Source organism: Pseudomonas sp. TWR1-1-4, from assembly GCF_049897165.1.
GTDB classification, from domain to species: Bacteria; Pseudomonadota; Gammaproteobacteria; order Pseudomonadales; family Pseudomonadaceae; genus Aquipseudomonas; species Aquipseudomonas canadensis.
Genome location: NZ_JAFCVS010000003.1, coordinates 466,908 through 487,608, shown reverse-complemented (window position 1 = coordinate 487,608; position 20,701 = coordinate 466,908). Strand labels below are relative to the sequence as shown.

General features: G+C 59.8%; 19 protein-coding genes. 10 read left to right on the top strand and 9 right to left on the bottom strand.

The genetic code is table 11. The annotated features are described in order from the left end of the window. Position 1: 1 nt before the first annotated feature. The 4 genes from ACP7C6_RS10675 (at position 2) to cobA (ending at position 4,383) form a co-directional block, all read left to right on the top strand. The gene (locus tag ACP7C6_RS10675; protein ID WP_028617509.1) at positions 2 to 577 is read left to right on the top strand and encodes an ANTAR domain-containing response regulator; all 576 of its coding nucleotides are present in this window, start codon (positions 2 to 4) and stop codon (positions 575 to 577) included. Positions 578 to 734: 157 nt separating this feature from the next. Further along, the gene (locus tag ACP7C6_RS10670; RefSeq protein ID WP_016979267.1) at positions 735 to 1,946 is read left to right on the top strand and encodes a nitrate/nitrite transporter; all 1,212 of its coding nucleotides are present in this window, start codon (positions 735 to 737) and stop codon (positions 1,944 to 1,946) included. After that, the gene (locus ACP7C6_RS10665) at positions 1,946 to 3,616 is read left to right on the top strand and encodes a protein kinase domain-containing protein (protein WP_426108681.1); all 1,671 of its coding nucleotides are present in this window, start codon (positions 1,946 to 1,948) and stop codon (positions 3,614 to 3,616) included. Before ACP7C6_RS10670 ends, ACP7C6_RS10665 begins: the two co-directional genes overlap by 1 nt. A 26-nt stretch (positions 3,617 to 3,642) precedes the next feature. Next, the gene (gene cobA, locus ACP7C6_RS10660; RefSeq protein ID WP_028617511.1) at positions 3,643 to 4,383 is read left to right on the top strand and encodes a uroporphyrinogen-III C-methyltransferase; all 741 of its coding nucleotides are present in this window, start codon (positions 3,643 to 3,645) and stop codon (positions 4,381 to 4,383) included. Positions 4,384 to 4,443: 60 nt separating this feature from the next. Here cobA and ACP7C6_RS10655 read toward each other — a convergent pair whose 3' ends face one another. The 8 genes from ACP7C6_RS10655 to ppsA form a co-directional block, all read right to left on the bottom strand. After that, positions 4,444 to 5,424, bottom strand: coding sequence for an OmpA family protein (locus ACP7C6_RS10655; protein ID WP_010208496.1), 981 nt, complete (start codon positions 5,422 to 5,424; stop codon positions 4,444 to 4,446). 107 nt (positions 5,425 to 5,531) lie between these two features. Next, positions 5,532 to 6,122, bottom strand: a complete 591-nt coding sequence (gene sigX, locus ACP7C6_RS10650) for an RNA polymerase sigma factor SigX (RefSeq protein WP_003175518.1) — start codon at positions 6,120 to 6,122, stop codon at positions 5,532 to 5,534. 87 nt (positions 6,123 to 6,209) lie between these two features. Beyond that, positions 6,210 to 7,034, bottom strand: coding sequence for a mechanosensitive ion channel family protein (locus ACP7C6_RS10645; protein ID WP_003175519.1), 825 nt, complete (start codon positions 7,032 to 7,034; stop codon positions 6,210 to 6,212). Positions 7,035 to 7,036: 2 nt separating this feature from the next. Beyond that, complete coding sequence (locus ACP7C6_RS10640) at positions 7,037 to 7,282, bottom strand: hypothetical protein (RefSeq protein ID WP_005790375.1); 246 nt, start codon at positions 7,280 to 7,282, stop codon at positions 7,037 to 7,039. Positions 7,283 to 7,368: 86 nt separating this feature from the next. Next, complete coding sequence (locus ACP7C6_RS10635; protein ID WP_028617512.1) at positions 7,369 to 8,364, bottom strand: zinc transporter ZntB; 996 nt, start codon at positions 8,362 to 8,364, stop codon at positions 7,369 to 7,371. 13 nt (positions 8,365 to 8,377) lie between these two features. Next, on the bottom strand, positions 8,378 to 8,869 hold the full coding sequence (rraA, locus tag ACP7C6_RS10630) for a ribonuclease E activity regulator RraA (RefSeq protein WP_028617513.1): 492 nt from the start codon (positions 8,867 to 8,869) through the stop codon (positions 8,378 to 8,380). Between the two features lie 188 nt (positions 8,870 to 9,057). Beyond that, a complete protein-coding gene (locus ACP7C6_RS10625; RefSeq protein ID WP_236320833.1) occupies positions 9,058 to 10,047 on the bottom strand; it encodes an alpha/beta fold hydrolase in 990 nt (329 codons plus the stop codon). Between the two features lie 106 nt (positions 10,048 to 10,153). Continuing rightward, positions 10,154 to 12,529, bottom strand: a complete 2,376-nt coding sequence (gene ppsA / locus ACP7C6_RS10620) for a phosphoenolpyruvate synthase (protein WP_028617515.1) — start codon at positions 12,527 to 12,529, stop codon at positions 10,154 to 10,156. Between the two features lie 178 nt (positions 12,530 to 12,707). Here ppsA and ppsR point away from each other — a divergent pair, with 178 nt between their 5' ends. After that, positions 12,708 to 13,526, top strand: a complete 819-nt coding sequence (gene ppsR / locus ACP7C6_RS10615) for a posphoenolpyruvate synthetase regulatory kinase/phosphorylase PpsR (RefSeq protein ID WP_003193298.1) — start codon at positions 12,708 to 12,710, stop codon at positions 13,524 to 13,526. 76 nt (positions 13,527 to 13,602) lie between these two features. Here ppsR and ACP7C6_RS10610 read toward each other — a convergent pair whose 3' ends face one another. Beyond that, complete coding sequence (locus ACP7C6_RS10610; RefSeq protein WP_016979259.1) at positions 13,603 to 15,027, bottom strand: PLP-dependent aminotransferase family protein; 1,425 nt, start codon at positions 15,025 to 15,027, stop codon at positions 13,603 to 13,605. Positions 15,028 to 15,187: 160 nt separating this feature from the next. Between ACP7C6_RS10610 and ACP7C6_RS10605 the strand changes: the two genes are divergently transcribed. From ACP7C6_RS10605 to ACP7C6_RS10585, 5 genes are read left to right on the top strand one after another with little or no spacing between them, the layout of a single operon-like run. Beyond that, positions 15,188 to 16,081 (top strand): DMT family transporter, encoded by an 894-nt coding sequence (locus tag ACP7C6_RS10605; protein ID WP_164673174.1) that lies wholly within the window; start codon positions 15,188 to 15,190, stop codon positions 16,079 to 16,081. A gap of 26 nt (positions 16,082 to 16,107) precedes the next feature. Next, complete coding sequence (gene moeB / locus ACP7C6_RS10600; RefSeq protein WP_426108680.1) at positions 16,108 to 17,970, top strand: molybdopterin-synthase adenylyltransferase MoeB; 1,863 nt, start codon at positions 16,108 to 16,110, stop codon at positions 17,968 to 17,970. Between the two features lie 15 nt (positions 17,971 to 17,985). After that, positions 17,986 to 18,900 carry a PLP-dependent cysteine synthase family protein gene (locus ACP7C6_RS10595; protein WP_426108784.1) on the top strand — a complete coding sequence of 305 codons (915 nt, stop codon included), beginning with the start codon at positions 17,986 to 17,988 and terminating at the stop codon, positions 18,898 to 18,900. Between the two features lie 37 nt (positions 18,901 to 18,937). Continuing rightward, positions 18,938 to 19,930, top strand: coding sequence for a serine O-acetyltransferase (locus ACP7C6_RS10590; RefSeq protein ID WP_028617518.1), 993 nt, complete (start codon positions 18,938 to 18,940; stop codon positions 19,928 to 19,930). A 2-nt stretch (positions 19,931 to 19,932) separates the two neighbouring features. Next, positions 19,933 to 20,661 carry an alanyl-tRNA editing protein gene (locus ACP7C6_RS10585; protein WP_028617519.1) on the top strand — a complete coding sequence of 243 codons (729 nt, stop codon included), beginning with the start codon at positions 19,933 to 19,935 and terminating at the stop codon, positions 20,659 to 20,661. Positions 20,662 to 20,701 lie beyond the last annotated feature (40 nt).

Here is a 20,701-nt window from a genome sequence, read left to right as displayed (position 1 = left end):
CATGTTGCGAATCCTGCTGATCAACGACACCCCACGCAAGGTAGGCCGACTCAAGACTGCGCTGATCGAAGCCGGTTTTGACGTGATCGACGAGTCCGGCCTGACCATTGACCTGCCCGCACGCGTCGAAACGGTGCGCCCGGATGTGATCCTGATCGATACCGAGTCACCGGGGCGCGATGTGATGGAGCAAGTGGTGCTGGTCAGCCGTGACCAACCCCGGCCCATCGTGATGTTCACCGACGAACACGACCCGAACGTGATGCGCCAGGCGATCAAGTCCGGCGTCAGCGCCTACATCGTCGAAGGCATCCAGGCCCAGCGCCTGCAGCCGATCCTTGATGTGGCCATGGCCCGCTTCGAAAGCGATCAGGCCTTGCGCGCGCAGCTTCAAGCCCGCGACCAGCAGTTGGCCGAGCGCAAACGTATCGAGTTGGCCAAGGGCATGCTGATGAAAATGAAGGACTGCAACGAGGAAGAGGCCTACACCCTGATGCGCCGCCAGGCCATGAGCCGCCAGCAGAAGCTGATCCAGGTGGCGGAGCAGATTATCGCCATGAGCGAGTTGCTCGGCTGATTTGGCGCAGCTCTTGCTAAGCATTCACCACAGGTAGCCAACGGCGGTTGCCCCTCCCCGACAAAGACGTCGCACACCCGGTTTGCCCTCGCGAACCCGGTGGCGGCGTTTTTTCGTTTTGGCCTTCTTACAAGACTCCCAACCGTTGAGGTGCGTGATGAAATCAAGCTTCTGGAAATCCGGGCACACCCCGACCTTGTTTGCCGCGTTCCTGTATTTCGACCTGAGCTTCATGGTCTGGTACCTGCTGGGCCCCTTGGCGATACAGATTGCCGCCGACCTGCACCTGACCACTCAGCAGCGTGGCCTGATGGTCGCAACGCCGATCCTAGCGGGTGCGATTTTGCGCTTTTTGATGGGTATGCTGGCGGACAAGTTGTCGCCCAAGACGGCAGGCCTGATTGGCCAGGTGATTGTGATTTGCGCCCTGTTCGGCGCCTGGAAACTCGGGATCCATAGCTACGAACAAGCGCTGTTGCTGGGTGTGTTCCTCGGCATGGCCGGTGCATCGTTTGCCGTCGCGCTGCCACTGGCCTCCCAGTGGTACCCGGCTGAACATCAGGGCAAGGCGATGGGTATCGCCGGTGCGGGTAACTCCGGCACCGTGTTCGCCGCGTTGCTGGCACCGGTATTGGCGGCCGCCTTTGGCTGGAGCAACGTGTTCGGCTTCGCGCTGATCCCCCTGGTGCTGACCCTGATCGTCTTTGCCTGGCTGGCACGCAATGCCCCGGAACGCCCGAAGGCGAAGTCCATGGCCGACTACTTCAAGGCCCTGGGTGACCGGGACAGTTGGTGGTTCATGTTTTTCTACAGCGTGACCTTCGGCGGCTTTATCGGCCTGGCAAGCGCCCTGCCCGGCTATTTCAATGACCAATACGGCCTGAGCCCGGTGACAGCCGGCTACTACACCGCCGCCTGCGTGTTCGGCGGCAGCCTGATGCGCCCGCTGGGTGGCGCGTTGGCGGATCGCTTCGGCGGGATTCGAACCTTGCTGGGCATGTACAGCGTGGCGGCGATCTGCATCGCGGCGGTGGGTTTCAATCTGCCGAGTTCCTACGCAGCGCTGGCGCTTTTCGTCTGCACCATGCTGGGTCTCGGCGCAGGAAATGGCGCAGTGTTCCAATTGGTGCCGCAGCGTTTCCGCCGTGAGATCGGCGTGATGACCGGCCTGATCGGCATGGCTGGCGGTATCGGCGGCTTTGCCCTGGCAGCCGGCATGGGCGCGATCAAACAAAGTACCGGCAGCTATCAGATGGCGTTGTGGTTGTTCGCCAGCCTGGGCGTATTGGCCTGGTTCGGCCTGCACGGCGTGAAGCGTCGCTGGAGAACCACCTGGGGCTCGGCTGCCGTGACGGCTGCGCGGGTCTGATGAGCCTGCAACTGAGCGTCGCCCAAGCCAGTGCCACTGGCCCCCGGGCGGAAAACCAGGACGCGTTGCGGGTGGTCACACCCGTAGCCGAACTGGCGGCGAGCAAGGGCTACCTGTGCGCCATCGCCGACGGCGTGAGCCAGTGCGCCGACGGCGGCCTGGCCGCGCGCTCGACCTTGCAGGCCCTCGCCCTGGATTACTACGCCACGCCGCAAACCTGGGGCGTGGCTCAGGCCCTGGAGCGTTTGCTGCTGGCACAGAATCGCTGGTTGCAAGCCAATGGTGGTGGTCAGCCTCTGTTGACCACCCTGAGTGCGCTGGTGTTTCGCGGCCAGCGCTTCACCCTGGCGCATGTCGGCGATTGCCGAGCGTATCGTTGGCTCGACGGCCAATTGCAGCGCATCACCGAGGATCACGTCTGGGAGCAACCGGGCATGCAGCATGTGCTCAAGCGCGCCCTTGGCCTGGATCAACATCTGGTGGTGGATTTTCTCGATGGCCAGTTGCGTGAAGGCGAATGTTTCCTACTGCTCAGTGATGGCGTGTGGGCAACGCTGGGCGATCACAGTATCCAGGCGATTTTGCGCGAACAAACCAACCTGGATGTGGCGGTCAACACCCTAGTCAACGCCGCACACCTTGCGGGTAGCCAGGACAATGCCAGCGCGCTGTTGGTACGTGTCGACGCCCTCGGCGCAGCCACGCTCGGCGATGCGCTGGTACAGTTGCAGCAATGGCCACTGCCACCGCTGTTGAAAGCCGGGCAGCACTTTGAAGGCTGGCAGGTGGAGAGCGTGTTGGCGCAAAGCCGGCAGTCACTGCTTTACCGGGTGCGCGATGCCCAGCAACAACCCTGGCTGTTGAAAACCCTGCCGTTGAGCCGTGACGACGATCACGATGCCGGCCAAGCCTTGCTGTCGGAGGAATGGTTTCTGCGTCGGGTTGCGGGGCGGGCATTCCCTGAAGTCCATGCCGGCAGCGGGCGCCAGCATTTGTACTACGTGATGCGTGAATATTCCGGCCAGACCCTGGCCGAACTGTTCCTACATCAAGGCCCTTTGCCCTTGGCGCAATGGCAGTCGATTGCCGAGCGTCTGCTGCGGGCTGTGGGCATGCTGCATCGGCGGCAGATCCTGCACCGCGATATCAAGCCGGAAAACCTGCTGCTGGGAGACGACGGAGAGTTGCGAGTGCTGGATTTCGGCCTGGCGTATTGCCCAGGCCTGTCGGAAGACGGCGCTCATGCGCTGCCAGGCACGCCCAGCTTTATTGCACCTGAAGCCTTCAACGGCGAGCGTCCTACGGCCCAACAGGATTTATACGGCGTCGGCGTTACCTTGTATTACCTGCTGACCGGACATTACCCCTACGGCGAAATCGAGGCCTTCCAACGGCCCCGGTTTACTCAGCCTGTCAGCGCCAGCCGCTACCGTCCCGACCTGCCGGATTGGCTGCCCCTCAGCCTGGAACGGGCCGTGGCGGCCCAACCCGCCCATCGCTATGAAACCGCCGAAGAGTGGTTGCGCGTACTGGAACAGGCTGACCGCCAGGAAATGAGCATTCGCCCCCGGCCTTTGCTGGAGCGGGAGCCCATGAAGGTCTGGCGCACGCTGGCGCTGCTCTCGTTATTGATCAATCTGGTGCTGTTGTACTCACTCTTTCACCGCTGACGTCATCCCTGGACGAGGAACACCCTATGAATGCAAAAGTCTGGCTGGTAGGCGCGGGTCCGGGTGACCCGGAACTGCTGACCCTCAAGGCGGTGCGCGCCCTGCGTGAGGCCGATGTGGTGCTGATCGATGACTTGGTCAACCCGGCAGTGCTGGAACATTGCGCGGACGCGCGCGTGGTCACAGTGGGCAAACGCGGCGGCTGCCGGTCGACCCCGCAGGATTTTATCCACCGCCTGATGCTGCGCTATGCGCGCCAGGGCAAATGCGTGGTGCGGCTCAAAGGCGGCGACCCGTGCATTTTCGGACGCGGCGGCGAAGAGGCGATGTGGCTGCGTGAACAGGGTGTCGAGGTGGAATTGGTCAACGGTATTACCGCAGGCCTGGCGGGCGCGACGAATTGCGCGGTGCCGTTGACGTTGCGTGGGGTGAGTCGTGGCGTGACCTTGGTCACGGCGCATACCCAGGACGACAGCCGCCTGAATTGGCGCGCCCTGGCCGAGGGCGGGACTACGTTGGTGGTGTACATGGGCGTGGCGAAACTGGAGGAAATCCGCCAGCAACTGCTCGACGGCGGAATGGCGGCGGATATGCCGGTGGCGATGATCGAGAATGCATCGCTGCCCCAGCAAAGGGAATGCCGCAGCGAACTATGGCGTATGCATGAAGATGCACAGGCATTTGCCTTGAAGAGCCCGGCAATCCTGGTGATCGGCCGTGTCGCCGGCAGCGAACAGGCCGCATACCTCGCAGCAGCTACTGCCTGAGGCAAATTCCAGGCGAAAAAAAGCCCGGCCTAAGCCGGGCTTTTTTCTACCACTCAGTAATTACTGAGCTTGAGCTTCTACCGACGCTTCTACGCGACGGTTAACAGCACGACCAGCTTCAGTTGCGTTGTCAGCAACTGGGCGGGATTCGCCGTAACCTACCGCGGTGATGCGGCTAGGAGCAACGCCGTCTTTAACCAGGACTTGCTTAACAGCGTCAGCACGACGCTGGGACAGCTTCTGGTTGTAAGCGTCTGGACCGACGGAGTCAGTGTGACCAGCAACTTCTACGTTGGTAGCTGGGTACTGAGCCATGAAGTCGGCCAGGTTTTTAACGTCGCCGTAGCTGTTAGGCTTAACAACCGACTTGTCGAAGTCGAACTTAACGTCCAGCTCAACACGAACAACCTGAGCAACTGGAGCTTCTGGCTCTGGAGTTGGCTCTGGAGCTGGTGCTGGGGTAGGAGCTGGAGCAACTGCGCCAGCGTTACCGCCGAAGTTTACGCCCAGGCCGACCAGTGCGGAGTAGTCCCACTTGCCGTTGTCCAGACCGTAGTCAGCTTCAACACCGGCACGAGCGTACAGGTTGTTGGTGAAGTAGTACTTCACGCCAGTACCAACGGTAGCGAAGGTAGTCTGGTCGCGACCGCTGTGGCCGTCAGCTTGAACGTTAGTACGGCTCTGGTGGCCGAAACCGCCTTCAACGTATGGACGCAGGCTGTCTACGCCAGCTTGACCGAAGTGATACTGGGCAACCAGGCTGCCGGTATCGCCTTTGATCTTCTGGTTACCAGTACCGTCGTTCGAACGGGTGTGGTTGGTCTTGTCGTAGGACAGGTTCAAGGACAGGTCGTCGGTCAGGAAGTAACCGATGCGAGCGCCAGGATTGAAGCCGTCTTCGATGTGCTTGACGCTATCGTTGTACTGCTTCTTGTAGAACAGCTCGCCTTCAACTGCGCCTTGGCCTTGTGCCAGAACGCCGAAAGAAGTAGCGGCAATAAGAGAACCAATGGCCAAGCCCAAGGTGTTTTTCAGTTTCATCCGTTAAATCCCCATCTGGTGATTGTAAAGCAGTCCCACAAACCGGGGGACAACTCGGCGACAAGTCTAACAGAACTTGCCTACACGTAAGAGATATTTGCCACGCACTAAGTTTCAGTCTCGCCCGCAAATTTCTCACGTAATTTATCAAGAGCACGTTTGTAACGCATTTTTGTAGCACTCAAACCCATGTGCATGATGTCAGCGATTTCCTGAAATTCCAGCTCTGCGACAAATCGTAGCACCAGAATTTCCCGGTCAATCGGGTTCACATACACCAACCAGCGATCAAGTCCGCCCTTCTCCTCGGGTGCCGGCGCCTTCTCTTCAGACGCTTCCTCAAGGGGGTCCAGACTCAACGCGTCCATCAAGCGACGCTTTCGCCGTTCCTTCCGATACTGCGTGATGCACTCGTTGTACGTGATGCTGTATAGCCACGTCTTGAACTTCGATTTGCCCTCGAAGTTCTTCAGGCCGTACAGCACCTTGAGCATCACTTCCTGACAGACATCATCCGCATCTCTATCGTTCCCTAAATACCTTGAACAAACGTTGAACAGAGTGCGTTGATATCTGCGCATCAATTCTTCGTACGCGCGAGTTACGTGAAACAGCTCCGTGTGCGCGCGCGCGACCAACTCCTCATCAGAGAGCTCACGGGGGTCATAGCGCGTGGACAGCGTTTGGGCTTTATTCAAAACAAGTCGTGCCGACAGTCAGGTCAATGTCCGCCACAACCCGGTCAGCCGGGCCAGCGGCGGCGTACATTAGCAGGGTTTGCCGGATTAGCGGCTACTGACCTGCTGTTCCAGGAGAATCCGATTGGACAGCGACACCAGGTCGCCGTCATCGGTCAGCACCGTCGTCTTGACTGTGCCGATCTCCTCGATTTGCCCTTCGACCTCGCCCACACGCACCTGTTGCCCCACTTGATACAACTCACGCACGTAGATTCCCGCAAGAATCTGACCGGCAATTTCCCGGCTTCCCAAGCCCATGGCCAGCGCAACGGCCAGACCAACGGTAATCAAAACAATCACAATCACATGGTTGAGCAGGTCAGTCTTGACCTCCAACTGGCTGATCGCGACCGAAATACTGATGATAATCACCAGGCCCTGGGCAATTCTCCCCAGGCCCGCAGCATAGTCCAGCCCCACGCCTTCAGCGGCACCGCGCACCAGCCCATTGGCCAGTTGCGCCAGCAAAACGCCTACCAGCAGCACCAGCGCGCCGCCAAAAACCTTCGGCAAATACAGCGCCAGCATGTCGAGCGTAGCTGAAACTCGCTCAAGTCCAAGGGATTGAGCCGCAGAAACCAGAAAAATCAGCAAAACAAACCAATAAACGATCTTGCCAATCAAGGTAGAGATCGGCACTTGCAGCCCGGCACGCCCCAGCAGCTTGGTCAGTCCGGTGCCCGCCATCAGGCGATCGAGGCCCAGTTTTGCGAGCAGTTTGGACAGCAGGGTGTCGAGCAGCTTGGCCACGACAAAGCCCAGCAATACCAGGACCAGAGCACCAAACAGGTTGGGAATGAAGTTCGCCACCTTGGTCCACAATGCGGTCATCGCGGTGACCAGGCTCTGAGTCCAGAGATCAAGTTCCATATTCAATCAGCCTTATCAGCAGTGCGAGCAAGAGGTTTACGACGGGAAACCGGCGATACATGGGCCGAACCGTTGTTCAGGGCCATCATCAACGCCGGCAGCCAGCGGCCGAGCAGACCGAACAGGTCACCCGCACCGACCTGGCGGTTGGCGGTTTTCAACACGCGGCCCAGGCAGGCATCGTCGTCGCGGTTGGACGGCGAGGCATTGAGCATGTCACGCAAAGACTGTTCGAACGGATCGTGCATAAAGACCTCTCGCAAGTGATTTAAAAGACGAGGGTAAAATTCTTGAGGTCACATAGGACCGTACGTACGTTCAGGTCATATTCAGCTCAAACCCAGCGCAATCGTCGAAAAAGCCACCATTGTCCGAGTGCAACCGAGACCATTAACAGGCACGCCACCATGAATCCATAGGGGCTGGCGGAGAACGGAATACCGCCCACATTGATCCCCAGCAGACCAGTCAAAAAACTCATCGGAAGAAAGATTCCGGTGATGATCCCGAAGCGATACATGGTGCGGTTCATACGCACGCTCAAACGCCGGTCTTCGGCCTCCAGCACAAGCCCCACGCGCTCCCGGGTCAATTCGAGTTCTTCCAGGTAGCGGGTCAGGCTGTTGTTCAATTCGTTCCAGTAGTCGGCATCGTCGTCACAGAACCACGGCAATTTGATTCGCGTGAGCTGGGCAAAAATATCCCGCTGCGGCGCCAAAAATCGCTTCAGCCCAGCCGCTCGTCGACGGATCTGCAACACGCTGCCATGTTCCGGCGTATACCGTTCGTCGGTATCGAGTTTTTCTTCCTCGATATCGACGATTTCAGACAGGTCGGAGACCAGATCCTGCACTTTATTGGTCAGGTACTGCGCCATATAAAGGATGAGTTCCGACGCGGTCTTAGGCCCCTTGCCGTCCGCCAGTTGCACCAACAGTTCATCAGTGGCGCGCAACGGGCGCAGACGTAGGGAAATCACGCGGCTGGCGGCAGCAAAGATGCGTACCGAGACCATGTCTTCCGGCTCCGCACCGGGGTTTAGGTTGACCCCGCGCAGGAACAGCAGCAATTCCGATTCCGGCAGCGGCAACAGGCGCGGACGGGTGTTCTCTTCCAGCAACAAGTCACAGGCAAATTCGCTCAAACCGCTGGATTTGCGCAGCCACGTCTGGGTTTGCGGATGGCTGCGATCCCAATGCAGCCACAGGCTCTCCTGGGGCTGCAGTTGCAAGTCGTCGAGCTCTGTCCGGGCAATCGAACGCGCACCGCCTTTACCGTCCAGCACCAGGGCATGCACCAGGCCCCATTGCGCGTTTTCTTCCTCGAACATCCTTACTCCTGTCTTATTCGGGCATTTTCAGCGGGCTGGGAGAAACGATCACGCCATTGTTATCGGCGTAGATGTATTCACCCGGACGAAAGGTCACACCCGCGAAAGTAACAACCACGTTCAAATCGCCAATACCGCGCTTGTCGGTCTTCATCGGATGGCTGGCCAAGGCCTGTACACCCAGATCGGTCTGGGCAATGACGTCCACATCGCGGATGCAACCGTAGATCACCAGCCCTTCCCAACCGTTTTTCGCCGCTTTCTCGGCGATCATGTCGCCCAGCAGCGCCCGACGCAGGGAGCCGCCACCGTCGACCACCAGCACCTTGCCGGCACCCGGCTGATCGGCTTGTTCCTTGACCAGGGAGTTATCTTCGAAGCATTTGACGGTGACGATCTCGCCGCCGAAGGAATCCCGGCCGCCGAAGTTGCTGAACATCGGTTCGAGCACCTGCACCAGGTCCGGGTAGGCGTCGCACAGATCGGGGGTCACGTAATGGTTCATTGAAAAATTCCTTTCCGTCAAAGAGGTGTCTTTCGAAAGAAGCGCCAGCCAGAGCAGGTGCGAAACATCCCATTCGCCTCGCCGCAACGCAATAGCCACTGCGCGACTGAATATGACCAGAAGCGTTTAACGCGTCATATCTTAGCCGCAACCACACACGAGCGAAACGCCCTTGGCAGAGCGCTGCGTCAAACCGTGGCCAACACCTGCGCCTGCGCACCGGACAATGGTGTGAGCGGATCTTTCAACCACTGCGCCACCAATGGCCACACTTCGGCCTGGGCGGCTTTGCTCACCAGCATTTCCACATGCCCAAAATCCCCTGTAAAGCCTTGCTGTCGGCCCAGGCACAGGTACTGACGGTGCTCGGAGCCGACTTGCTCGAACAGCTTGCGACAGGCCCAGTCGGGGTCTTGATGATCCCCGGCTGCACTGACCGCCAACAGCGGCACATCGACCTCTGCCAAGCCTTTCCACCAATCGTTTTTACCTTCGCCAAAGCGACCAAACAGGCCATTCCAGCGCATGGCTTCGATCATCACCCCCGCCGGTTCGTCCTCGGGACCACGTTTCAGGCGCGAGCCGGACACTTCGCCAAAGCGCTTCAACAGCAAGCGGCCGGTCCACTCCACTGGCGGCAGTTTCAACGGCCAATGGGTGCGACTGACCTGACAACCAAACAGCGCCACCGAAGCCACGGCCGGCGTGCCCAGGTGCTGACCGCCTAGCGCCGCTGCCAAGCTGGTGCCACCCAGGGAATGGCCAATCCAGTGAGGAATCTGCTCGCTTTGTTCACGCACGAATGCGCCGATGGCCGGCAAATCGTAACGCGCATAGTCAGCGACTCGGTTGCGGGCGTAGTCATGATTGCGCTTGGACAGGCCATGACCGCGCATTTCCGGGATCCAGACATCAAACCCCTCGCGCGCCAAGTAAGCGCCCAGACCGATCCCCTTGGGCGAATACCAGAAGCGTCGGTTGGAAAAACTGCCGTGCAATAAAATAACTGGGATGCCCCGGTTTTCCGGGACGTCGGCCAGGCCTAAACGGGTAACCGCCAGCTCGACGGTGCCGTCGGGGCTGTTACCGGGTTTGAGGCGATACACGTCTTCACTCAGGTCGCCACGACGTTCAGCGCTTATCAGGGCGACGGGAAACAGGTTGCTGCTGCTTTGCATAATGCTCTTGCACAAAAAAGGGCGGCGTCCGCGAGGATGCCCGCCCTGTACAGATAAGAATGCCGGTCACCCACGAAGGGTGACCGGCACTTTTGACGTGACGATCTTAGGCGGACGCTTGGCCTTCCGCCAGGAAGAACCAGGTTTCCAGCACGGAATCGGGGTTCAGCGAGACGCTTTCGATGCCCTGTTCCATCAGCCATTTGGCCAGGTCCGGGTGATCGGAAGGGCCTTGGCCGCAGATACCGATGTACTTGCCGGCCTTGTTGCAGGCCTGGATGGCGTTGGCCAGCAGCTTCTTGACCGCAGGATTTCGCTCGTCAAACAGGTGAGCGATGATCCCGGAGTCACGGTCCAGGCCCAGGGTCAGTTGGGTCAGGTCGTTGGAGCCGATGGAGAAACCGTCGAAGAACTCCAGGAATTCTTCGGCCAGGATGGCGTTGGACGGCAGCTCGCACATCATGATCACGCGCAGGCCGTTCTCACCACGGGACAGGCCGTTCTCAGCCAGCAAGTCCACCACCTGGCTCGCTTCGCCCAGGGTGCGCACGAACGGCACCATGATCTCGACGTTGGTCAGGCCCATCTCGTTGCGCACGCGCTTGAGGGCGCGGCATTCGAGTTCGAAGCAGTCACGGAACGCTTCGCTGATGTAGCGCGAGGCGCCACGGAAGCCCAGCATCGGGTTTTCTTCTTCCGGCTCGTAAAGCTTGCCGCCGATCAGGTTGGCGTATTCGTTGGACTTGAAGTCCGACAGACGCACGATGACCTTTTTCGGGTAGAACGCCGCCGCCAGGGTGCTGATGCCTTCCACCAGCTTCTCGACGTAGAAGCCCACCGGGTCGTTGTAGCCCGCGATACGCTTGTCGACGCTTTCCTTGATATCCAACGGCAGGCCGTCGTAGTTCAACAGAGCCTTGGGGTGCACGCCGATCATGCGATTGATGATGAACTCCAGGCGGGCCAAGCCCACACCGGCGTTTGGCAGTTGCGCGAAGTCAAAGGCGCGGTCCGGGTTGCCGACGTTCATCATGATCTTGAACGGCAGGTCCGGCATGGCGTCGATGGAGTTCTGCTTGATATCGAAGCCCAGCTCGCCTTCAAAGATGAAACCGGTGTCGCCTTCGGCGCAGGAAACAGTGACGCCTTGGCCGTCTTTCAACAGCTGGGTCGCGTTGCCGCAGCCCACGACTGCAGGGATGCCCAGTTCACGGGCGATGATCGCCGCGTGGCAGGTACGCCCGCCACGGTTGGTGACGATGGCGCTGGCGCGTTTCATCACCGGTTCCCAGTCCGGGTCGGTCATGTCGGAAACCAGCACGTCACCTGGCTGGACTTTGTCCATTTCGGACACGTCCTTGATGATCCGCACCTTGCCGGCGCCGATGCGCTGGCCGATGGCACGGCCTTCCACCAGCACGGTGCCGGTTTCTTTGAGCAGGTAGCGCTCCATGACATTGGCCGAGGTGCGGCTTTTCACGGTTTCCGGACGGGCCTGCACGATGTAGAGCTTGCCGTCGTCACCGTCCTTGGCCCACTCGATATCCATCGGGCACTTGTAGTGCTTTTCGATGATCATCGCTTGTTTGGCCAGTTCGCTGACTTCAGCGTCGGTCAGGCAGAAACGCGCGCGTTCGGCCTTGTCGACTTCAACGGTTTTCACCGAGCGACCGGCCTTGGCCTCGTCGCCGTAAATCATCTTGATGGCCTTGCTGCCCAGGTTGCGGCGCAGGATGGCCGGGCGGCCGGCTTCAAGGGTGTGCTTATGTACGTAGAATTCGTCGGGGTTGACCGCGCCTTGTACGACGGTTTCGCCCAGGCCGTAGGCGCCGGTAATAAACACCACGTCACGGAAGCCCGATTCGGTATCGAGGGTGAACATCACGCCAGCAGTGCCGGTTTCCGAACGCACCATGCGCTGCACACCGGCAGACAGGGCCACCAGCTTGTGGTCGAAACCTTGGTGCACACGGTAGGAAATGGCGCGGTCGTTGAACAGCGAGGCGAACACTTCCTTGGCCGCGCGGATCACGTTTTCAACGCCGCGGATGTTCAGGAAGGTTTCTTGCTGGCCGGCGAAGGAAGCGTCCGGCAAGTCTTCGGCGGTGGCAGAGGAGCGTACGGCAACGGCGACGTCCGGGTTACCGGCCGACAGCGCGGCGAAGGCGGTGCGGATTTCTTCGTTGAGCTTCTCAGGGAACTCGGCTTCCATGATCCATTGGCGGATCTGGGCGCCTGTCTTGGCCAGGGCATTGACGTCATCGACGTCCAGGGCGTCCAGCGCGGCGTGGATCTGAGCGTTGAGCCCGCTCAGTTCGAGGAAATCGCGGTAAGCCTGGGCCGTGGTGGCGAAACCACCGGGCACCGACACACCAGCGCCTGCAAGATTACTGATCATCTCGCCGAGGGATGCGTTCTTGCCCCCCACGTGCTCTACATCATGGACGCCGAGCTTATCGAGGGAAACTACGTACTCTACCAAGGTGATCTCTCCACTAACTGTGTTGGAAAAGCTCAGGACGCCGGCTGCTCAGTAGGAGCGAGTGCCAGCGCTTGTGGCCTGGACCTGGAAAATAAGTGAGAATGCGGCCCACTGCGGGACGGCAAAATCGCGCCTATCATATCCAAGATTCGCCATCAGCTTAAGGCCCAGGGCTCAAATGAAACGATCTGCTTTCTTTATCTCCGACGGCACCGGCATCACAGCCGAAACATTGGGTCAAAGCCTGCTCGCGCAGTTCGAAAACATTACCTTCGCCAAATTCACGCGACCGTACATCGACAGCGTGGATAAAGCGCGGGCCATGGTACAACAAATCAATCTGGCGGCCGAAAAAGACGGTTTTCGTCCGATCATTTTCGACACCATCGTCAATCAAGACATTCGTGAGATTCTCGCAACGTCGAATGGTTTCATGATCGACATCTTCTCGACGTTCCTCGCGCCACTGGAACAAGAGCTGAGTGAACATTCGTCGTACTCGGTAGGAAAGTCCCATTCCATTGGCCATAACTCCAACTATATGGAGCGTATCGAGGCGGTGAACTTCGCCCTCGACAACGACGACGGCGCCCGCACCCACTACTACGACAAGGCCGACCTGATCCTGGTGGGCGTGTCCCGCTGCGGCAAAACGCCCACCTGTCTGTACATGGCCATGCAATTCGGCATCCGCGCGGCCAACTATCCGCTGACCGAGGACGACATGGAGCATTTGACGCTGCCGGCCGCCCTGCGCGCGCATTCGCACAAGCTGTTCGGGCTGACCATTGATCCGGATCGGCTGACGGCGATTCGCAATGAACGCAAGCCCAACAGCCGCTATTCCAGCTATGCGCAGTGCGAGTTCGAAGTGCGAGAAGTAGAAAATCTGTTCCGTCGCGAGAATATTGCGCACATCAATTCCACGCACTTTTCGGTGGAAGAGATTTCGGCGAAGATTCTGGTGGAGAAGGGCGTGGAGCGGCGCTTCAAATAATGTTGTCTGCCTATTACCTTGTGGTGAGCGAGCTTGCCTCGCGCGGGGCAAGCCCGCTCACCACAAGGATCAAGGCCTACAACTGAAACCTCCCTCCCCCCTGCCCCAACGCCGTTGCCAACGCATCAAACCCCGCCCGCAACAGCTGGTCATCTCCCGACGTGTTGCAGATACTCGCCCGAATAAATTGCGGCACCGCCGTCTGCCCAACCGCAAACGCCTCGGCGGTGGCGATCAGGTAATTATTCTGCTTGAGCTCCGCCTCGATTTCCGACGCCCGCCACGGCTCCGGTACTTCAATCCAGAAGTGCGGGCTGTTGAGGTGGGTGCGGTACTCCAGGCCGATCAGTAGGTCACGGACCAGGGCCTTGCGCCGGCTGATTTCGTTGATCTGCTGGCGCAGCAGGTACTCCGCCGTACCGTTTTCGATCCACTGGGTAGCAAGCTCCAAGGTGACGGGCGTAGCCATCCAGCAGGTCGAACGCAGCGCCGCCGAAATACGGCTGACCAACGCCGGTGGCGCGTGCACATAACCCACACGCAGCCCGGCCGATACGGCTTTGCTCAGGCTGCTGATCAAAATCGTACGCTCGGGGGCGAAATGGCTGAGGGGCGGCGGCCGGTCCTCGACCAGTACACCGTGGGCCTCGTCCTCAAGAATCAGCAGGTTGTGCTCGCGACACACTTTGACCAAGGCTTCGCGGCGCGCCACCGAAAGTACCGCCGTGGTCGGATTCTGGATCGTCGGTGTGCAGTACAGCGCTGAAACCCGGTGATTTCGACAGACTTCATCCAGCGCGCCCGGCAGCACGCCTTCTTCATCCATCTCCAGGCCGATCAAACGGATACCCAGCATCCGCGCGGCGGTAATCAGGCCTGGATACGTCAGTTGCTCGGTGACCACCGTATCGCCGGCCCGCAACAGCGCCATCATTGAGCATAGCAAGCCGTGCTGGCCGCCATTGACGCAGATGACCTGCTCGGGGATCGGATGAAAATCACGCTGCACCAGCCATTGCGCGCCCGCTTCACGGTAGCGCGGCAGGCCGGCGTCCGGGGTGTAGGCGCTGATGTCCTGGAGGAATTTGGCGTTGGTCGACAGGGTCTGGAAGCTCTGGGCCAGGAACACGGTTTCCTGACCGGGGATGTGCATATTGCGGCTCATGTCGAAGTACTGGCGCGGCTCTTCGCTGAAGTTGCGAAAACCCTCATCGCGCTGGCGCTCCATCCCACGCTTGCGCACGAAAGTACCGTCACCAACCCGCGCCACCACCAACCCCAGGCGCTCCAGTTCGCCGTAGGCCCGGCTGATGGTGCCGATCGTCACACCCAGATTGTCGGAAAGCACCCGATGGGGCGGCAGTTTTCGTCCTGGTTCAATCAAGCCTTCGAGGATGCCCCGTTCCATGACATCGGACAGGCGCTTGTACTTCACGCCCTGCCCGTTGGACAACCCCTCACGCATAATTGACACCATGTCAATATTTGTTTTGACAGCCATCTTTCGCCCTAATAGTGTGCTTTTACGGGTTCAATCGCCGGATTTTACAACTCATTACAAGCTCAATATAGAGTTCAATTTCGGCTCAGGGAAGCAATAAACGATGCCAATGTCCGCCGTTCTCGAAAATACCGCCAAGACAAAAACCCAAAAACAGTGGTTGGCCGGGCTGATCACCAGCGTGATGTTCCTGATCGTCTGTCTGAGTTGGGGCACCACGTGGCTGGGGATCAAGATTGCCGTGGAGAGCGTGCCGCCACTGACGTCCGCGGGCCTGCGTTTCCTGATCGCTTTCCCGCTGTTCCTGTGTTTTGCCATGGTGCGCCGCGAGCCGATCCTGTTCCCCCGCGAGAGCCGCTGGTTCTTCGTGTTCGTGACCCTGTCCTACTTCAGCGTGCCCTACTACCTGCTCAACTACGGCGAGATGCATGTCTCGTCCGGCCTGACCGCGCTGCTGTTCAGCTGCATGCCGGTGTTCATCCTGATTTTCTCTGCGCTGTTCCTGCGTGAGCGCATCTACTTTTCCCAGGTGGTTGGCATCGGTATCGGCTTCGGCAGCCTCTACATGATCATCAGGAGCCAGGGCCTGCACCTGGACCACGCGGAGTTCTTCGGGGTGCTGGCGATTCTGACCGCCGCGATCATGCATGCCTTGTGCTATGTCATTACCAAGCAGAAAGGCAGCGCCATCAGTGTGATCACCTACAACACCCTGCCCATCGGCATTGCCGGGCTGATGCTGTTCGTCGCCGGGCTGTGGTTTGAAGCGCCGACCTTCGACGCCATCACCCTGCGCTCCTGGGGTGCGCTGTTCTACCTGGGCCTGGTGGCTTCGGTGGGCGGGTTCATCGTGTACTTCATGCTGCTCAAGCGCTTGAGCCCGATCATCCTGTCATTCGTGTTCATCATCTTCCCGGTGTTCGCGGTGATCATCGGCGCCTGGTACGAAGGCGTGTCGATTTCCCGCGACCTGATGCTGTATTCGGCCATCCTGCTGGCCGGCTTTGCGATCACCAAGTTGCCGGTTGAAAAACTCCTGGCCAAGAAAAATTGACCCTTCTACAACCACGCGAGAGAAACATGGACGTCCTCCGCCCCAAAGCCCTGGAACAGATCTACGCCCACGCCAGCCGCAGCTACCCCGAAGAATGCTGTGGTTTTGTCTTCGCCGACGGCAGCGTGTACCTGGGCAGCAATATCCAGAATGAACTGCACCACAAGAACCCCGAGATGTATCCGCGCAGCGCTGCCAACGGCTACACCTTCTCGGTGGCCGACACCCTGTTGATGAACAAGGCGTTTCGCAGCGACAACCCGGTGGTAGTGATCTACCACTCGCACCCGGATGTAGGTGCCTATTTCAGCGACGAAGACCAGGACAAGGCGCTGTTCATGGGCGAGCCGATCTACCCCGTCAGCTACCTGGTGGTCGACGTTCGCCAGGGCCAGCCCCTTGGTTCCAAGCTGTTTGCCTGGGATGGCAAGCATTTCGCCCTTCAACCTTTCAACGACCTGCACACGGAGTTGTCCATGAACGCTGTCTCTTTCCCCGACATTCTGGTCCGCGTGGCCAAGCTGCCGGAATCGACCCTCGAGGGCACCGGATCGACATTGCGCGAAGTCATTGAAAACCTCTGCAGCAGTCACCCACAGTTGCGTCCGCACCTGTTTCACGAGAAGAACAACCAGCTCAAGGAGCACTTCCTGTTTACCGCCGAGGAAGAGCTGGTTGGCGCGGATGACCCACTGCCCGAGAAAGCCAGAATCGAGGTGCTGCTGGCCACGTCCGGCGGCATGGACGTCGACGCGCTGAGCAATGAAGAAGTACAACGCTACGTGCGCCACATCACCCTGCCCGGTGTGGGTCGCGAAGGTCAGTTGAACCTCAAGAAAGCCAAGGTGCTGATCATCGGCACCGGCGGTCTGGGCTCGCCGATCAGCCTGTATCTGGCGGCTGCCGGGGTCGGCACCCTGGGGCTGGTGGACTTTGATGTGGTGGAAAGCAGCAACCTGCAACGCCAGATCGTCCACGGCAACAGCACCCTCGGCATGCCCAAAGTCGAATCCGCCAAGCAGCGCCTGCAAGACCTCAACCGCCATATCCAGATCAACGCCCACGACACCGCGTTGAATGCCGACAACGCCCTGGAACTGGTAGGCGCCTACGATCTGGTGATCGACGGCACCGACAATTTCGACACCCGCTACCTGGTCAACGACGCTTGCGTGCAACTGGGCAAGCCCTTGGTGTACGGCGCCATCTACCGCTTCGACGGGCAGATCAGCGTGCTCAACTATAAAGGCGGGCCGTGCTACCGCTGCCTGTTTCCGAGCGCGCCGCCCGCCGAGCTGGCGCCCAATTGCAGCGCCGGGGGCGTGATCGGCGTGCTGCCCGGTGTGGTCGGGATGATCCAGGCCACCGAGGCAATCAAGTTGCTGATTGGCATCGGCGAACCGCTGTCAGGCCGCTTGATGCGCTTCGATGCGCTGGCGATGAAGTTCAGCGAGATCCGTTTCAAGCGCCGCGCCGACTGCCCATGCTGCTCCGAGGCGCGCCACAGCGAAACCCTGGCACCGACCGCCTGCGCGGATGCCGTGCCCAGCCAACCGTCGCTGGCCGAAGAACGCTACATCAAGCCGCACGTACTCAAGCAAGTACTCGAACACCCCAGCAGCGCCGATGTGCTGCTGGATGTGCGCGACGCCAGCGAACTGGAAGTGTGCAAATTGCCGGGCGTGGTGCATATCCCCCTGGCCGAACTGGACGGCCACCTCGACAGCCTCAGCCGGGACAATACCCATTACCTGATCTGCTACGCCGGCACCCGTGCTGAGCAAGCCGCCAGTACCTTGCTGGCGGCTGGTTTCGCCAACACCAAAGTTCTGCAGGGCGGCATGAAACATTGGGTTCGTGACGTCGAACCCGACATGCCGTTGTATTGAGCCGGGGGCTGAATGATGTTGCATAACTCCATCCTCGACGTGATCGGCCAGACGCCGATCGTGCGTCTGGCGCAGTTCTCCGAAGACCTCGGTATCGAGGTCTACGCCAAGCTCGAATCCCTCAACCCAGGCGGCAGCCACAAGGCTCGCATCGCCTTGGGCATGATCCTCGACGCCGAGCGCCGAGGCGTGCTGATCCGCGATTCCGGGCAGACCATCATCGAGCCCAGTGGCGGTAACACCGGCATCGGCTTGGTGATGGCGGGCAATGTATTGGGCTACAAAGTGGTGCTGGTGATTCCCGACAACTACAGCCCGGAAAAACAGAAGCTGCTGCGTTTATACGGGGCCAAGGTGGTGCTGTCGGACAGCCGCCTGGGCAACAACTCTCACGGCGAAAAGTGCATGGAACTGCAGCTGGAAAACCCCAGCTACGTGATGCTCAACCAGCAGCGCAACGCCGCCAACCCACAGACCCATCGCGACACCACCGCACCGGAAATCCTGCGTGCCTTCGGTGAGCTGCGCGCCGACTACTTTGTCAGCGGCATCGGCACCGGGGGGCATATCACTGGCATCGGTGAAACCCTGAAATCCGCCTGGCCGCAACTACGCGTCATGGGCGTGGAACCGGAGGAGTGCGACCTGCTGAAAAACCAGCACGCACCGCATCACATTCAGGGCCTGTCGATCGGTTTGATCCCGAGCATTCTCAACCTGGACGTGATCGACGGCATGCTCAAGGTCTCGCGCCAGGACTGCATCGACATGATGAAACGCATCATGCGCACCGACGCTATCAGCCTGGGCCTGTCTTCCGCCGCCAACATGGTGGCCATTGCCAAGCTCGCCCCCGAACTGCCGCCCGAAACAGTGGTGCTGACCATGGTCTACGACAATGCCGACAGCTACCTGCCCAGTTTCGAATAAACGGGTTTCCAGCCAACCAGAATGCAGGGGTGCCTCCATGGGCGGTTTTATCGACATGCAACAGTTGCACGATGAGTTGATCACTCACCTCATCAAAACCCTTACGCCCCTACAGATGAAGCAGCTGGAACCGCATCTGGCGCCCCTGATCCAGAATGCTGCCCAGGCAGTAGCCGAAGACCTGATCGCCTACGCCTACCGTGATCCGGCTTCACGCGGGCGCGGTGAGTTGATCCTGGAGTCCTACGCCTCGTTCAAGGCGGTGCTGTATTACCGCCTGGCGCACCTTGTATGGAATTTTCCCGACCAGACCAACGGCGTGTTTTCGCGCATTGCCCTCAAGCTGAGCAACCAGGGCAAGGTGCTTTCCGGCGCCGAGATTCACCCGGCGGCGCGCATCGGCCGACGCTTCGTGCTGGACCACGGCTACGGCACGGTGATCGGCGAAACCTGCGAAATTGGCAACGACTGTTACATCCTCTGCGGCGTGACTCTGGGCGCCCGAGGCATCGCCAACAACCCCGACGGCAAGCGTCACCCACGCCTGGGCAACAACGTCGAGGTCGGCTCCGGTGCCCGCGTGCTGGGTTATGTGCTGATTGGCGACAACGTGTTTATCAGCCCGTCCTGCGTGATCACCCAGGACGTCCCCGCCGGCACTAAAGTGAAGGTGGTGAACCAGATCCAGCTGCAAAAAAACGATGAATCGGACCACAGCAACTACCTCGGAGCCTTCGCCCTGGATGAGCGATTGCATGTGGTGGGCGAAATCAACGCCAGCCATAAGGTGACCGTGCTGGACGCCGATTTCCACCCCCTGCCGGGGCTGATGCTAGAGCCCACGGTCAAGGAGCGCCACCACCTGCAATTTCGTCTGCACCGTGTCGAGTCGGGCACTCCATTGCCGCGCTTGCCGCTGAACCTGAAAGTCTGCGGGCCGGAATTCGAAATCACCCTGCTCTCCCCCCCTGGCCTGAGTGCAATGGTGCGCTCCCTGCTGCAAGCCAGCCCACTGATCGTCGGAGGTTGAACATGTCCGTGCACACCATGGAAACCCTGGCGCTGTTCGACAGCGCGCCCTACCAGAACGCCTTCAGCGCCCGAGTGATTGCCATCAGCGAACACGGCATCGCCCTGGAGCACACGCTGTTCTACCCCACGGGCGGCGGCCAGCCAGGCGACACGGGCCACCTCACACTGGCCGACGGTACGCGGGTCGAAGTGACCGGCACGGTGCGCGACCCGGTGCTGCGCTCGATCATCTGGCACCAAGTGGAACACTGCCCCGCGCAACTGACCGCCGGGGTACAGGTGGATGCCGGCCTCGATTGGGACCGGCGCTACCAGCACATGAAAATGCACACCTGCCTGCACCTGCTGTGTTCGATCATCGATGCGCCGGTCACCGGATGCAGCATCAGTGCGGACAAGGGCCGGCTGGATTTCGACCTGCCCGAAATGACGCTCGATAAAGACAGCATCACCCGCGACCTCAATGCGCTGATCGAACAGGCTCACGCGGTGAAAACCTTGTCGATGCCGGCTTCCGAATATTCGACCCTGCTACAGATCACGCGTACACAGGCAGTGGCTCCGCCGGTGATTCAGGGATCGGTACGGGTGATTGAAATCGCCGGCATTGATATCCAGCCGTGTGGGGGTACCCATGTGATCAACACCGAAGAAATCGGCCGGGTGTTTTGCGAGAAGATCGAGAAGAAAAGTAAGCACAACCGCCGGGTGATCCTGCGGTTTGAATAACGCCTGGCCCGGACACGATGGCACTGGTAGTGAAAAAATG

Coding starts and splice junctions, on each gene's coding strand:
- ACP7C6_RS10675 (WP_028617509.1), top strand. CDS start 2: ATGTTGCGAATCCTGCTGATCAACGACACCCCACGCAAGGTAGGCCGA.
- ACP7C6_RS10670 (WP_016979267.1), top strand. CDS start 735: ATGAAATCAAGCTTCTGGAAATCCGGGCACACCCCGACCTTGTTTGCC.
- ACP7C6_RS10665 (WP_426108681.1), top strand. CDS start 1,946: ATGAGCCTGCAACTGAGCGTCGCCCAAGCCAGTGCCACTGGCCCCCGG.
- cobA (WP_028617511.1), top strand. CDS start 3,643: ATGAATGCAAAAGTCTGGCTGGTAGGCGCGGGTCCGGGTGACCCGGAA.
- ACP7C6_RS10655 (WP_010208496.1), bottom strand. CDS start 5,424: ATGAAACTGAAAAACACCTTGGGCTTGGCCATTGGTTCTCTTATTGCC.
- ACP7C6_RS10645 (WP_003175519.1), bottom strand. CDS start 7,034: ATGGAACTTGATCTCTGGACTCAGAGCCTGGTCACCGCGATGACCGCA.
- ACP7C6_RS10640 (WP_005790375.1), bottom strand. CDS start 7,282: ATGCACGATCCGTTCGAACAGTCTTTGCGTGACATGCTCAATGCCTCG.
- ACP7C6_RS10635 (WP_028617512.1), bottom strand. CDS start 8,364: ATGTTCGAGGAAGAAAACGCGCAATGGGGCCTGGTGCATGCCCTGGTG.
- rraA (WP_028617513.1), bottom strand. CDS start 8,869: ATGAACCATTACGTGACCCCCGATCTGTGCGACGCCTACCCGGACCTG.
- ACP7C6_RS10625 (WP_236320833.1), bottom strand. CDS start 10,047: ATGCAAAGCAGCAGCAACCTGTTTCCCGTCGCCCTGATAAGCGCTGAA.
- ppsR (WP_003193298.1), top strand. CDS start 12,708: ATGAAACGATCTGCTTTCTTTATCTCCGACGGCACCGGCATCACAGCC.
- ACP7C6_RS10610 (WP_016979259.1), bottom strand. CDS start 15,027: ATGGCTGTCAAAACAAATATTGACATGGTGTCAATTATGCGTGAGGGG.
- moeB (WP_426108680.1), top strand. CDS start 16,108: ATGGACGTCCTCCGCCCCAAAGCCCTGGAACAGATCTACGCCCACGCC.
- ACP7C6_RS10595 (WP_426108784.1), top strand. CDS start 17,986: ATGTTGCATAACTCCATCCTCGACGTGATCGGCCAGACGCCGATCGTG.
- ACP7C6_RS10590 (WP_028617518.1), top strand. CDS start 18,938: ATGGGCGGTTTTATCGACATGCAACAGTTGCACGATGAGTTGATCACT.
- ACP7C6_RS10585 (WP_028617519.1), top strand. CDS start 19,933: ATGTCCGTGCACACCATGGAAACCCTGGCGCTGTTCGACAGCGCGCCC.